Genomic DNA, 13,806 nt, shown 5'->3' with positions numbered 1-13,806 from the left:
CCAAATACTCAAAAAACCAATCCCTTCCATGGATTGCCACGTACCAAGCGGCGCTCGCAAGGGCAGTTTGAGACGTCATGGCGATGAGCACAGCAATGACGCCATCCAGGGTACGACACGTCTCCTCACCGCATGAATTTCTACGGCGCCAACACACGAACAAACAACGTCAATTGCTTGTTATTTGTCAATTATAGACACGATTATTTGCCAGCAATTTTTATATCTTACAAAAAATTTATTTATGTAATCATATGCTTATTGATTTAATTATTATGAATTAAAACTATTACCCATAAAAAAAATATGGGTTATAGTCCCCTCTCTGTAGATGAGGAACGTATTGTTTTCGCGCATGCAGCAGGACGTTCCTAAAAATATTCACCATTCATAGGGAGTATGTTTCATGAGAAAAATACTGTTATCCATTGCCGTCTTCGGTCTGATGTCCGTATCGGCTGCCGCGCAAGCGGATCCTGGTGATTTTATTGAGCCGATCATGCCGCCCCAATCCATCAATCTGGGCATGGTGGATCTCGGCAAAAAACTATATTTTGATCCGCGGCTCTCCAAGTCTGGCTTTATTTCCTGCAATTCCTGCCACAACCTTTCAATGGGCGGCACGGACAATCTTCCCACTTCGATCGGTGACAAATGGAACCAAGGGCCGATTAACGCCCCGACCGTACTGAACTCCAGCCTCAACCTTGCTCAGTTCTGGGATGGCCGTGCAGCAGACCTCAAGGCACAGGCCGGTGGCCCCATTGCGAACCCCGGCGAAATGGGCTTTACCCATACCCTTGCCATTGGCGTATTGGAATCCATTCCCGCTTATGTGCGCGAGTTCAAGCAAGTGTTCGGCAAGGACAAAATCGACATTGACCAGGTTACGCTCGCCATTGCCGAATTCGAAAAGACCCTGGTTACGCCGAACTCCCGCTTTGATGAATATCTGCTGGGCAAGAAAGATGCTCTGAGTGCCGACGAAATGGCCGGTTATCAACTGTTTGAAGAAAGCGGTTGCGTCGCCTGCCATAACGGCGCGGCTATCGGGGGCAACTCCTTCCAGAAAATGGGTGTGGTTGAACCCTACAAGACCAAATCCTCGGCAGATGGCCGCGTGGCGGTAACGGGCAAGGATGCCGACCGCTTCAATTTCAAAGTGCCGACCTTACGCAACGTGGAAATGACGTATCCCTATTTCCATGATGGCGCTGCCAACACCCTGCCAGAAGCCGTCGATACAATGGCCCGCGTTCAACTCGGCAAAAAGTTCACACGTGAAGAAAATACCAAGATCGTCGCCTTCCTGAAGACCCTTACGGGCGATCAACCAAACTTCACGTTGCCGATTTTGCCGCCGTCCAGTGACACGACCCCGCGTCCAACGCCGTTCAGCAAGTAGAGTTTAATTTAGACTGACAGAAGGGGAGAGTGGAGTTCTGCTCTCCCCTTTATCTCTGTAAAAACATGCTTCCAAAGATGATCCCAAGCGGAATTGTTTATCTCAACGTTGACGCGACACTTGCAAACAAGACTGCGTTTTCAAAGATCTCACATAATGCTTAAATGCGATTTGAGTTGATGACGCACGCAATGTAGGTGGGATGCTATGCGCTTTCACCCTTGGCCCATGGCGTGCTATGGTCCGCGCCGCATTTTGATTTTGGGTGGGATGACAAACAACGTGAGCACATTGAGCGAAAATTGGCGGCCTCCGGTTTCTTTTGAAGAACGGCTGCGCGGGGCTTTGATTCCGCCCCGGCTGTATTACGGCCTGCGCGCGCGCCGGGAATTGAAAAAGGGCGAAGCGGAACTGCGCATTTTGCCGTTTCTCATCGATCCCACCCGCAACGCGGTCGACGCCGGAGCCAACAAAGGCGTTTACACCTATTGGCTGGAACGCCTGTCCGCCCACGTGCATGCCTATGAGCCCAACCCAAAGATGTTTGACGTATTGAAAAGCGGCGTGGGAGCAAAAGCCACCGTGCATCATGCGGCACTGTCAGACCAAGCGGGCAGCTTTGCGCTTCGCATTCCCAAAACGGCACGCGGCACCTATTCCAATCAAGGCGGCAGCCTCAACCACGACAAGGTCGGCAACAGTTTTGGAGATGTCATCGTCGATACCCACCGCCTTGACGATCAACGCATTAAAAACATTGGTTTTTTAAAAGTTGACGTAGAAGGTATTGAGATGGCGGTGCTGGACGGGGCGCTTAAAACCATCGCCCGCGACCGCCCCACATTGCTCATCGAAATGGAGCAGCAACACCCCAAGCGGCCTATTGAAATTGATCTCAAACGGGTGACGGACTTGGGCTATCGCATGGCGTTTTTGCGCAAGGGTGTGCTCACCGACGGTGCCCTGTTTGATCCCATCCGGCACCACACCAACGCACCCAGCCCCCAAGATTACGTTTTTAACTTCATTTTTCTGCCGATAGAGAAGGTTGGCGTGTGAGCGATCCCAAAGCCCTCATTGAGGATCTAAAAGCATTACTGGGCGACGGCGGAGTGATCACCGACGCGAGCGAGCTCGCCCCCCATCTGGGTGAAGAACGCGCCCTGTACCAAGGCACATCGCCCGCCTTGGTCAAACCCAACACAACCCAGCAGGTCTCTGACATCGTGACCATTTGCGCCCGTCACGCCACGCCGATTGTGGCCCACGGCGGCAACACCGGGCTGGTCGGCGGCGGCGTCCCCCAAGGCGCTGTGATCGTTGACTTCTCAAGGCTCAATGCCATCATCAGCATCGATCCCGTGAACCTCACCATGGAGGTCGAAGCCGGAGCCATTTTAGCTGATATCCAAACGGCGGCCGACGAAGCCGGAGCGTACTTTCCGCTCAGCTTAGGCGCCGAGGGGAGCTGTCGCATTGGTGGCAATTTGTCCACCAATGCGGGCGGCGTACACGTTGTGCGCTACGGCAATGCGCGTCAGTTGGTGTTGGGCCTGGAAGTGGTTTTGGCCGATGGCCGGGTGTGGGACGGCATGCGGGCCTTGCGCAAAAACAACACCGGATACGAGTTGAAAGAGCTGTTTTTGGGCTCAGAAGGCACGCTCGGCCTCATCACCCGGGCGGTGTTGCGCCTGTATCCCAAGCTGCACACCAAAACGGTAGCGTTGGCAGGGTGCGGATCGTTTGAACAAGCCCTGAAGCTGTTTCAAATCGCCCGGGCACGGGCCGGGGACGTGCTGATGGCGTGCGAGGCCATGAGCGGTTTTAGCGTCGAATTGGCCCAAAAACACATTGACGGCGTCGCCAACCCTTTGGAAGGCCGTCACGCCTGTTACGTATTGCTGGAATTGGGCAGCGCCGACAAAGCCGCCGACTTAGCCGCCCTGATGGAAGCCACCTTGGGCGAAGCCTTTGAAGCCACCGTCATCGAAGACGCGGTGATTGCCCAAAGCGGCCCGCAAGCAGACGGTTTGTGGAAAATCCGTGAATCCATCCCCCCGGCGCAGAAAAAAGAAGGCGGCTCCATCAAGCACGACGTCGCCGTGCCGGTGTCCAAAACCCCCGAAATGATCAATCGCGCCACCGAATTGGTGCAACGCCTGCTGCCCGGCGTGCGGGTGGTGGCCTTTGGACATCTCGGCGACGGCAACATTCACTTCAACCTCACCCAACCAGAAGGCGCTGATAAACAAGAGTTTCTCAGCCACTGGCACGATGTGAACGAACGTGTCCACGACCTGGTGGTGTCCTTAGGGGGCAGCTTTTCCGCCGAACACGGCATCGGCCAATTGAAAGTGGGAGAAATGGCGCGTTTGAAGTCCAAAGTGGAGTTGGATTTGATGCGAACACTCAAAAATGCCCTCGATCCGCAAAATCTGCTCAACCCCGGTAAGGTTGTCCCGCCGCAAGGCTAATCTGTCTCAGTTGTTTTTCTTGCTGTTTTGGGGTGCTTTCCCTTGATTTTGCCGTACTTTTCGCGCACCTTGCGCGCTCGTCCGGGACGCGCCGCTGGTGACATCATCCAAACGGCAAGCCGAGGGGAATTATGGGTTCATGAACGGTCTTACCCGTTACATGTTTTGGCAGTTGTTTGTTGGCATGACGCTGGTGGCGTCAGCGCTGACGTGCGTGGTATGGCTGACCCAATCGCTGCGCTTTGTTGATTTGATCGTCAACAGCGGCCTGTCGGTGGGCATGTTCGTCTATCTGACCGGATTGATGATGCCCAATTTTTTGACCATCATCTTGCCCGTCAGCCTATTCGCCATAACCACGTTTACCTATCACCGCATGATCATGGACCGTGAATTGGTGGTGATGCGCGCCGCCGGATTGGGACAGATGGCGCTGGCCAAACCCGCCATCATTCTCAGCTTTCTTGCAGTAGCCGTTGGTTATCTGTTGTCCACCTACGTGGTGCCGACGTCTTATGCCCAGTTTCGCACCATGAAATTTGATGCACGCTATAACTTTTCTCATGTTTTGCTGCGCGAAGGCACCTTCAATGACGTGTCGCGCGGGGTCACCGTGTATGTGCGCGAACGCACCGACGACGGCCAGTTGCTGGGCATTATGGCGCACATTGAAAAAGACGGCCACAAAACGGAAACCTGGCTGGCGAAGCGCGGCGCCCTGGTTGAAAATGAAGGCCAAGCTCGGGTTGTGATGTACAATGGCTCCCGCCAGGAATTCACCATCAAAAGCAAACAACTGACCATTCTCTATTTCGATCAATCCGTATTGGACTTAGACCCGCCCACCGAAGAAGAGGACAACATCCGCCACCGAGAACCGCGCGAACGGTCCATGGCGGAGTTGTACGACCTGGACACGACCGGACTTGATGAAAAGGGAATTGGGAAATACAAGGTTGAAATTCACCGCCGTTTGGCGTTGCCGTGGAGCGCACTGGGTTTCACAATGCTTGCCCTCGCTGTTCTCATATCCGGCGCCTTCACGCGCCGCGGCGAAGGCAATCGGGTGTTTGGCGCGGTTTTGCTGGCGGCGGCATATCAAGGCTCTCTCTTGGCAATCTTAAACGCAGCCGCCAAGGACAATTCTTTATTCCCCATTATTTATATTTTGACCGCAGCACCCATTGTGCTTGGCGCGTTCATCTTGATAAAACCGGGTTTTGGGCAAAAACCGCGCACGGCCCCTCCCCCATCTGCGCCGTCGCCTCATTCCGGCCAAACGGCATAAGGCGGGAGGATGCAATGAAACTATCTGGTACCTTGTCGCTTTACATCGGACGAAACTTTTTGCTCAGTTTCTTGGCCTTTTTTGTGGGCCTGTTGACATTGGTTTTTTTGCTCGATTTCATCGAACTGCTGCGTCGCGCGTCATCCAAACCCGAAGTGACGTTTTGGATCATATCCCAGATGGCGTTGCTCAAATTACCCCACATGGGCCAATTGCTGTTTCCCTTTGCCGCCCTGTTTGGCGGTATGTCGGCATTTTGGCGTCTGTCGCGCAGTCAAGAACTGGCCGTAACCCGTGCTGCGGGCATTTCCGTATGGCAATTCATTTTACCGGCCTTGATCTTAGCGATGGCCTTAGGCGTGTTTAAAATCGCAGCCTTTAACCCCTTATCTTCGGCCACCCTATCGCGTTTTCAGACCATGGAAGCCATCTTCTTAAAAGGCCAGAAAAGTGTTCTCGCCATTTCCGACAACGGCCTGTGGCTCCGTCAAGGCACCGCCGAAGGACATGCCGTCGTCCACGCCATCAACTTGTTGCAACAAGGCGATCAGGTCACGTTGCAACACACCATCACCTATCTGTTCCAGGGGCAAGATACCTTCATCGGTCGCATTGATGCCGAACGCGCCGTGCTGGGGGATGGCTTTTGGCGAATGGAAAATGCCTGGGTCAATTCGCCCGAAGCGCCGCCCGAGCATTTGTCGGAATATTGGCTTGAGACGGATTTGACCCTGACCAAGATCCAGGACAATTTTGCCGCCCCCGAGACCATGTCGTTTTGGAAACTGCCGGAATTCATCAAAACCCTTGAAGAAGCTGGGTTTTCCGCCATTCGCCACCGCCTGCAATGGCATTCCCTGCTGGCCACACCGCTGCTGATGTGCGCCATGGTGTTGATTGCGGCCACTTTTACCTTGCGTCATGCCCGACGGGGCGCGACAACGTTTGTGATTGCCTCGGGCGTATTTACGGGATTTATTTTGTACTTTTTTTCAGACGTGGTTTTTGCATTGGGACTGTCAGACAGTATCCCGGTGACCTTAGCGGCATGGGCACCATCTGGGGTGGCCTCAATGTTAGGGCTTGCCATGTTGTTTCATCTTGAGGATGGTTAGCCCAGCATGACGATAAAACACACCCTGCTGGCAACTGCTTTGTTTGCCGTGGCCGTCCTCTTGGGCGCGCTGGCAAGTACACCTGCGCGCGCTGAGCAGGGCCAAAACGAAGAAAACCCAGCGACTTTCGCAGCCGATGAAATGACCCATGACAAAGAACTCAGCATCATCACCGCGCGCGGACACGTTGAAGTCAATCACGGTGAGCGCACCTTATTGGCCGATTCGATCTCCTACAACCAAATCACAGACGCCATCAAAGCCTACGGAAATGTCGCCCTTCACCAGCCCAGCGGCGATATTTTGTTTGCCGACACTATGGAAATCACGGGAGATTTGAAAAACGGCATGGCGGACGACTTGCTGGCCGTCATGGCGGACAGATCCCGCTTTGCCGCGAAGAAGGCCACCTTGGTCAACGACGAAACCATGACCATGGACAGAGCCATTTATTCCGCGTGCGAACCGTGTAAAGACAACCCCACCCGTCCTCTTTTGTGGCAGCTCAAAGCCATCAAAATCGTTCACGACCGCACCAAAAAAATCATCACCTACAAAGATGTTTGGCTGGAAGTCATGGGCGTACCCGTGGTCTACACCCCCTACCTCAGCTATCCGGACCCCACGGTCAAGCGCAAAAGTGGCTTTCTGACCCCAAACTGGGGCGCATCGTCAAGTCTTGGCTCCATCATACAAGCGCCGTATTTCTACGTTTTGGACGATTCCTCCGACATCACCATCACGCCGCTCATCACGTCTCAGGAATACGGCGCGATCCATGGTGAATACCGCGAGAAATTCACCAAAGGCGAAATCACCGCAGAGACGAGTGGCGCTTTTGATGCTTCATCCCGAGCCTATGGCCACATCAAATCAGAAGCCCGCTTTGACGTTGACCGCACATGGCGCTGGGGAGCAGACCTCAACCGTTCATCCTCAGACACCTACATGCGTCGTTATGGTTATGGCAATGAAAGCTCACTGACCAGCCAAGCCTTCCTAGAAGGCTTTCGCGGCAACACGTACACCTCATTTTCCACCATGGCGTTTCAGGGCTTGTCGGCCAGCGATGATTCCCGGACCAGTCCTTTGGTCTTACCCGTTGCCCAATTCAATTACACAGGTGACCCAGACAAGTACGGTGCCTACAACGCGCTGGACTTAAATTTTACCAAGCTCACCCGGGAACTGGGAACGGATTCAACGCGCATATCGGTCAGGCCCAGTTGGAACATCTCTCATATCGCGCCCAAGGGCGATATTTACAAATTGCGCGCCTCCATGGGCTTGGATTTTTTCAATGCCCAAGAGCTTCCTGTACCCCAAAGCAGAGGCAGCACCTACGATGGCTCCGCTCTGCGCCCCACCCCGGAACTGGAATTCGACTGGAGCTGGCCCCTGGCGCGGCGCAACGGAACCGTAACGGAGGTTTTGGAACCCATCGGCCAAGTGATTGTCAGCCCGTATGGCGGCAATTCCTTTAAAATGGCCAATGAAGACAGCCAAGATTTTGATTTCAGCGATGCCAATGTATTCAGCGCCAATCGCTTCACCGGCTATGATCGCGTCGAAAGTGGCCCGCGTGCCAATTTCGGGGCAAAATGGAGTGTGACGGGTGACGGTGGGGGCAGCACATCCGTTTTGGTTGGACAAAGCTATCGCCTGAAGGACGACAGCACGTTTAACAGCGGATCAGGTCTGGAAAATAATTTTTCCGATTACGTCGGGAAAATTGATTTTTCCCCACAAGAGGGCCTCAACCTGCTTTATCGCACGCGCATTGACAAAGACACACTCGACTTCCGCCGCCATGAAGTGGCCGTTAGCGGCACCACATCCAGCATAGATTATAATGCCAACTACGTTTTCTTCGAACGCCAAGAAGGCAGCGAGTTTAGCGGTCGAAAAGAAATCAATTACGCTGTCGGAGGCGACCTCACAGACACATGGCGCGCAAGATTCAACGGCGTGCGCGATTTATCGGAAAATGGTGGTCAACGCTCCACCGGTCTAAGCTTGATTTATGAAGACGAGTGCTTGGAATTTAGCACCCAATTCAGCCGTACGTTCTATCAAGACCGCGATCTGCGACCGACGGACGCAATCATGTTTCGTGTCTTATTCAAGACCCTTGGCGAGTTTAGTTCCAGCGTAAATCCAAGTTAAAGCAGTTCCTTGAAAATTTGCAGTTGGCATGGTGACGACTGTATGATGAGAGCACACTCAAACAATATGCTGAAGGATATGAAAATCACTCCACGCCCCAAACGTCAGAACCACACGGCTCATGGATTATTCTCAATTGTCCACGTGCTTGGTCTTTGCTTGACCGTAAGCCTGTTTCAAATGGGCTCTGTTCACGCTCAAACAGCTTCACAGGGGCAAGGCAGCCTTGGCATAGCGGCTGTGGTCAATGACGATGTGGTTTCCATGCTGGATCTCAATTCACGCATCTCGATGGTGATTGAATCCGCCGAACTGCCTAACAACGCTGAAACCCGAGCCAAAATTTCCCATCAAGTCCTGCGCGGGCTCATTGACGAAAAGCTGCAAGTTCAAGAGGCCCGGCGGGAAAATATTACGATCAGCAAGTCGCAAATCGACATGGCCGAAACAAGTATCGCCGCAAACAACAAAATGAGCCTTGAGGACCTGAGCGTTCACCTGCAAAGCATTGGAGCATCGATTGCTACGCTTTCGATGCGTGTTGAGGCGGAGTTGGCTTGGAGCGGCTACCTCCAGCGGCGTCTCGCCAGAAGTATCTTGATCGGCGCCGGGGAAATCGACGATGAAATCGAACGTATTCAGGCCAATGCAGGACGCCCGGAATACCTGCTCGCTGAAATTTATCTTCCCGTGGAATCCCTTGAGCAAGAAGACAAAGTTCTGGCCATAGCTGAACGTTTGCTGGTGCAGATGCGCCAGGGCGCCCCATTTTCTGCCCTCGCCAAAAACTTCTCCCGCTCACCGTCGGCGGCATTGGGCGGCGACATGGGATGGGTCCAATACACAAACTTGGATACCACCTTGCAACAAACCGTCACCAAAATGAAACCCGGCACGGCCAGCTACCCGGTGCGCGCCCTGGGCGGGTATTATATTCTTCTGCTGCGCGACGTGCGCACCAGCCCAGGCCTTGGCGGTGGTGATGCGTTGATCAAGCTGTCTCAATATCATATCCAGGCTCCCAAAGACAGTGATGACGCCGCGTTAAACGCGCTTGGCGCCCAACTTGAGGCCGCGACCCGCCACTTGGTCGGCTGCGCCCAACTTGAAGCCGCTTCAAAACAGTCAAATTCATTGATGTCTGGATCACTTGGGACCATGAAACTCTCCACCCTGTCCGACAAGATGAAAGATGTGCTCAGCCCCCTCAAAGTCGGTCAACCCAGCACCGCTGTCGCCACCGGTGGCGGCGTCGCCGTCATGATGATCTGCGAACGCACGGATGAAACCGTGGATATGGAAAAAGTTCGTGAAGAAATTCGTGAGAAACTGAAGAAAAAACGCCTCGACATCGCCGGAGAACGCAAACTGCGCGATCTGCGCCGCGATGCTTTTGTGGACATCCGTTTATGATCCCAACACCCCACGTGACCCGGCACACAGCGCCGCACGTGATCGGCATGGATACGCTGCCCGTGGCGTTGACCATGGGCGAACCTGCGGGTGTCGGCGGGGACATCACCCTCAAAGCTTGGCTCAAGCGCAGCCTGGGCTTGCCGGTGTTTTTCACCATTGACGATCCGGGCCGCTTGCTCAGTCTTGCCAAGCGCCTCCACCTGGATGTTCCGGTGCGCATGATATCAGATCCCCTTGAAGCGTTAGATCATTTTCATCATGCCCTGCCGGTCTTAAGCGCCCCGCTGCCCGTTCCGAGCGTTCCCGGCACCCCCGACAGCCGCAACGCACAGTCCGTGCTGAACGCCATTGAACGCGCCGTTAAATTGGTTCAAGCGGGTCACGCCAGTTCCGTGGTTACCAACCCCATCGCCAAAGACGCGCTCTATGCGGCCGGATTTAAGTTCCCCGGTCACACCGAATTTCTCGCCCATTTGGCCGCTGGACAAGGTGAAAAAACACCTCAGCCGGTGATGATGTTGGCGTGCGACAAGCTCCGGGTGGTGTTGGCCACGGTGCATGTGTCCTTAGCCGAAGCTGCGCGCACCCTGTCCACAAACACCATTTGTGAGGTCGCGCGCATCACCCATGCGGCCTTGAAGCGTGATTTTGCCATCGCCCAGCCACGCATCGCCGTGGCAGGACTCAACCCCCATGCGGGCGAAGGCGGGGCCATGGGCCGCGAAGAAATCGACATCATCCGGCCCGCCCTTGAGCGCCTGAAATCTGAAGGGCTGAACGTTTTTGGCCCACTGCCACCCGACACCATGTTCACGGCCAAAGCCCTGCCCACGTATGATGCGGCGCTGTGCATGTATCACGATCAAGGCTTAATTCCGCTGAAGACTCTCGATTTCGAAAGCGGTGTGAACGCCACCTTGGGGCTGCCGTTTGTACGCACCTCGCCCGATCACGGCACCGCATTCGACATCGCGGGAACAGGGCAAGCGTCAGAAAAAAGCCTGATGGCGGCGTTGCGCATGGCGGCGTCGATGGCCCACGCGCGTTCCGCAACGCTCGCCCAAACCGGGGCCTGATCCGTGGCGGGCGAATTCATCGACAACCTGCCGCCGCTGCGCGACATCATTGCGCGCCACGATCTGGCGGCGAAAAAGCAGCTGGGGCAAAATTTCCTGCTGGACTTAAACCTGACCGCGCGCATTGCCCGCACGGCGGGGGATCTCAGCGAGACGACGGTCATTGAAATCGGTCCAGGACCGGGCGGGCTGACCCGCGCCATCTTGGCGGCGGGGGCGAAAAAGCTCATCGCCATTGAACGCGACGAGCGCTGCATCACCGCCTTGCAAGACTACCTTGCGCCGTCTTACGGGGATCGCTTTGAAATCATCTCCGGCGATGCGTTGAAGCAAGACTTCGAATCCCTGTGCCCACCACCCAGGCGGATCATGTCGAACTTGCCCTACAACATCGCCACGCCGTTGCTGATCGGCTGGCTGAAAAACGCCCGCGCCTACACGGGCCTGACGTTGATGTTTCAAAAAGAAGTGGCGGACCGCATCACCGCCAAACCGCGCACCAAGGCCTATGGGCGACTGTCCATCATGAGCCAATGGCAATGCGAAGTGCATCCGGAATTCAACATCGATGCCCGCGCCTTCACGCCGCCGCCAAAAATTCAATCGACCGTGGTGACGTTCATTCCCCGCCCCCAACCTTTGGCTCCGGCCAGCTGGGACGCCATGGAAAAAGTCACCGCGCAAGCCTTTGGTCAGCGCCGTAAAATGCTCCGCCAAAGCCTTAAAGCCCTGAAACTCAATCCCGAAGACGTCGGCATCAAGGAAACCGCCCGCGCCGAAGAGCTCAGCGTCGAAGACTTTGCCGCCCTCGCCCGGCTCTATGAGACCCAATGAACAGCGTCCTGTTTGGCCAAGGCCTTGCCTTGGGTGCCGGATTGATCATCGCCATCGGCGCACAAAACGCCTTTGTGTTGCGCCAAGGCTTAAAACACGAACACCATTTTTCCATCGCCACCACGTGCTTTTTCATCGACACCACACTGATCGCTTTGGGTGGCGCAGGTGTGGGCACGCTGGTCGCCAGCACGCCTCTTCTTGCCACCGGGGCGGCGGTGTTCGGTGCGGTGTTTTTGTTTGCTTACGGCATCATAGCGTTTCGCCGGGCATGGAGGGGAGAAGCCCTCAAGGCCGAAAACGACGACGGCACTCCGGCGCGCATGAGCCTCAAAACCGCCCTGCTCACCACGCTGGGCTTCAGCTTGCTCAACCCCCATGTGTATCTGGACACCGTGGTGCTGCTGGGCGGCATATCCGGTCAACATCCGTGGCCGGGACGACTGTGGTTTTTAGGCGGTGCCGCGATGGCGTCGTTTGTCTGGTTCTATGCGCTGGCGTTTGCCGCGACCAAGCTCGCCCCTTTGTTTCGCACCCCCATCACGTGGAAAATCCTGGACCTCTTCATCGCTCTGGTGATGTGGGCGATTGCCTTGAGCTTGGTGATGTCGCTGTCAGCTTAAGGGTGAGCCTCAAGCATGACCCACAGTCGCCACGCCGCCAGCAAAGACAAGCCCACAAACAACCCGCCCGCAAAGCGGTGCAGCCACAAAATTGGCAAACGCCTGAGCACCGTCTTGCCCGCCAAAACGCCTGCGGCTGAGGTCAACGCCAGCGCTAAAGTCGCCCCCAACCAGACCGGAACGGACGGGTAAAGCCCCGCCAATCCGGCCACACTGATTTGGGTTTTGTCGCCAAACTCGGCCACAAAAATCATCAAAAAAGACGTCACAAACAGACCGTGACCCGAGATCCGCGGCGCGTCCTCTTCATCTTCGTCTTCAGCCCCGCTCATCAGGGACTGCACACCAAACGCGCCAAACAAAACCGCCATGGCCGCCAACACCCACGTCTGGGGCAACCACCCGGCCAAGGTCGTGCCGAACGCCACCGCCAAACCATTGAGAATGGCGAAAGCCGCCACCGCGCCATACAACACCGGCAACGCCCGACCGTGACGCGCCGCCAACGTCATGCACACCAACTGACTTTTATCGCCGATTTCCGCCAGTGCAATCAGCACCAAAGACAGCCCCGCAGATTCCCACCACACACCGGTATTCCTTGTTTATGTGTAACCACGGGTCGTTCTGTACATTGAAATATGCAGAACCGCCAACTTTTTAGAGCCCCACTCTCAGGGTCATTGCGAACGGAGCGAAGCAATCCAGGGCACCACGCACCCCGCCCCCGCTGGATTGCCGCGTCCCTTAAGGGGCTCGCAATGACCGCCAAGGGTGTTTCAGACCACACTTCAAAAAGATTAAGCCTTATCCGCCACCTCTTCGGCGATGTCTTCCCCCCAAAGTTCCGGCTGTTCCGCAATAAATTTTTTCATCAAGGCGGTGCATTCTGGATCGTCCAGCAACATCACCTCAACACCCTTTTGGCGCAAGAAATCGATATTGCCTTCAAAGTTACGTTTTTCACCGACCACCACTTTTTCGATCCCGAATTGGACAATGGTGCCGCTGCACATCATGCAGGGGCTGAGCGTGGTATAGAGCGTCAAGCCCTTATAGGTCTTGCGCCGCCCCGCGTTTTGCAGACAAACCATCTCCCCATGCAAAATGGGATTACCGTCTTGCACCCTGCGATTATGACCAACCGCAATTAAGGTCCCGGCAGCACGATCCACCAACACAGCCCCAATGGGCAAACCACCCTCGTGATAACTTTTTAAAGCCTGCTCGTAGGCTAAATGCATCAACGGATCGGTCTCGATGTTTGTCATGGTCCCTCGAACAAAATAATGCGATGCGAACCCCGTCATCCCCCCCGTCATTGCGAGAAGCGCAGCGACGAAGCAATCCATGTCTCAACCAGCTCACCTGCCGCCCTGGATTGCCACGCCCCCTTCGGGGGCTCGCAA

12 protein-coding genes are annotated in these 13,806 nt (G+C 55.2%); 10 read left to right on the top strand and 2 right to left on the bottom strand.

Annotated features, from left to right (window positions below; translation table 11 throughout):
- Nucleotides 1-406 precede the first annotated feature (406 nt).
- The 10 genes from BEN30_RS04795 to BEN30_RS04750 all read left to right on the top strand — a co-directional run bounded on the left by BEN30_RS04795 (nucleotide 407) and on the right by BEN30_RS04750 (nucleotide 12,397).
- Nucleotides 407-1,405: a cytochrome-c peroxidase gene (locus tag BEN30_RS04795; RefSeq protein ID WP_069957200.1), complete on the top strand. Its 999-nt coding sequence runs from the start codon at nucleotides 407-409 to the stop codon at nucleotides 1,403-1,405.
- A 282-nt stretch (nucleotides 1,406-1,687) separates the two neighbouring features.
- On the top strand, nucleotides 1,688-2,464 hold the full coding sequence (locus BEN30_RS04790; RefSeq protein WP_170826958.1) for an FkbM family methyltransferase: 777 nt from the start codon (nucleotides 1,688-1,690) through the stop codon (nucleotides 2,462-2,464).
- Complete coding sequence (locus BEN30_RS04785; RefSeq protein WP_069957198.1) at nucleotides 2,461-3,879, top strand: FAD-binding oxidoreductase; 1,419 nt, start codon at nucleotides 2,461-2,463, stop codon at nucleotides 3,877-3,879. Before BEN30_RS04790 ends, BEN30_RS04785 begins: the two co-directional genes overlap by 4 nt.
- A gap of 139 nt (nucleotides 3,880-4,018) precedes the next feature.
- The gene (lptF, locus tag BEN30_RS04780; protein ID WP_069957197.1) at nucleotides 4,019-5,167 is read left to right on the top strand and encodes an LPS export ABC transporter permease LptF; all 1,149 of its coding nucleotides are present in this window, start codon (nucleotides 4,019-4,021) and stop codon (nucleotides 5,165-5,167) included.
- Between the two features lie 14 nt (nucleotides 5,168-5,181).
- Entirely contained in the window at nucleotides 5,182-6,282 is a 1,101-nt protein-coding gene (gene lptG, locus BEN30_RS04775; RefSeq protein WP_069957196.1) for an LPS export ABC transporter permease LptG, read from the top strand.
- A gap of 6 nt (nucleotides 6,283-6,288) precedes the next feature.
- Nucleotides 6,289-8,448, top strand: a complete 2,160-nt coding sequence (locus BEN30_RS04770) for an LPS-assembly protein LptD (RefSeq protein WP_069957195.1) — start codon at nucleotides 6,289-6,291, stop codon at nucleotides 8,446-8,448.
- Nucleotides 8,449-8,526: 78 nt separating this feature from the next.
- The gene (locus BEN30_RS04765; RefSeq protein WP_170826957.1) at nucleotides 8,527-9,861 is read left to right on the top strand and encodes a peptidylprolyl isomerase; all 1,335 of its coding nucleotides are present in this window, start codon (nucleotides 8,527-8,529) and stop codon (nucleotides 9,859-9,861) included.
- The gene (pdxA, locus tag BEN30_RS04760) at nucleotides 9,858-10,940 is read left to right on the top strand and encodes a 4-hydroxythreonine-4-phosphate dehydrogenase PdxA (protein ID WP_245648989.1); all 1,083 of its coding nucleotides are present in this window, start codon (nucleotides 9,858-9,860) and stop codon (nucleotides 10,938-10,940) included. The genes BEN30_RS04765 and pdxA overlap by 4 nt, the downstream gene beginning before the upstream one ends.
- Nucleotides 10,941-10,943: 3 nt before the next feature.
- A complete protein-coding gene (gene rsmA, locus BEN30_RS04755; protein WP_069957193.1) occupies nucleotides 10,944-11,774 on the top strand; it encodes a 16S rRNA (adenine(1518)-N(6)/adenine(1519)-N(6))-dimethyltransferase RsmA in 831 nt (276 codons plus the stop codon).
- Nucleotides 11,771-12,397 (top strand): LysE/ArgO family amino acid transporter, encoded by a 627-nt coding sequence (locus BEN30_RS04750; RefSeq protein ID WP_069957192.1) that lies wholly within the window; start codon nucleotides 11,771-11,773, stop codon nucleotides 12,395-12,397. The genes rsmA and BEN30_RS04750 overlap by 4 nt, the downstream gene beginning before the upstream one ends.
- Here BEN30_RS04750 and BEN30_RS04745 read toward each other — a convergent pair.
- Both BEN30_RS04745 and BEN30_RS04740 read right to left on the bottom strand, forming a co-directional pair.
- On the bottom strand, nucleotides 12,394-12,987 hold the full coding sequence (locus BEN30_RS04745) for a TMEM165/GDT1 family protein (protein ID WP_069957191.1): 594 nt from the start codon (nucleotides 12,985-12,987) through the stop codon (nucleotides 12,394-12,396). The genes BEN30_RS04750 and BEN30_RS04745 overlap by 4 nt on opposite strands.
- Before the next feature lie 210 nt (nucleotides 12,988-13,197).
- Nucleotides 13,198-13,668 carry a nucleoside deaminase gene (locus tag BEN30_RS04740; RefSeq protein WP_069957190.1) on the bottom strand — a complete coding sequence of 157 codons (471 nt, stop codon included), beginning with the start codon at nucleotides 13,666-13,668 and terminating at the stop codon, nucleotides 13,198-13,200.
- Nucleotides 13,669-13,806: the final 138 nt, after the last annotated feature.

It is taken from the genome of Magnetovibrio blakemorei, assembly GCF_001746755.1.
GTDB classification, from domain to species: domain Bacteria; phylum Pseudomonadota; class Alphaproteobacteria; order Rhodospirillales; family Magnetovibrionaceae; genus Magnetovibrio; species Magnetovibrio blakemorei.
The sequence above is the reverse complement of the archived record's forward strand: the minus strand, read 5'-3'. Positions and strand labels throughout refer to the sequence as shown.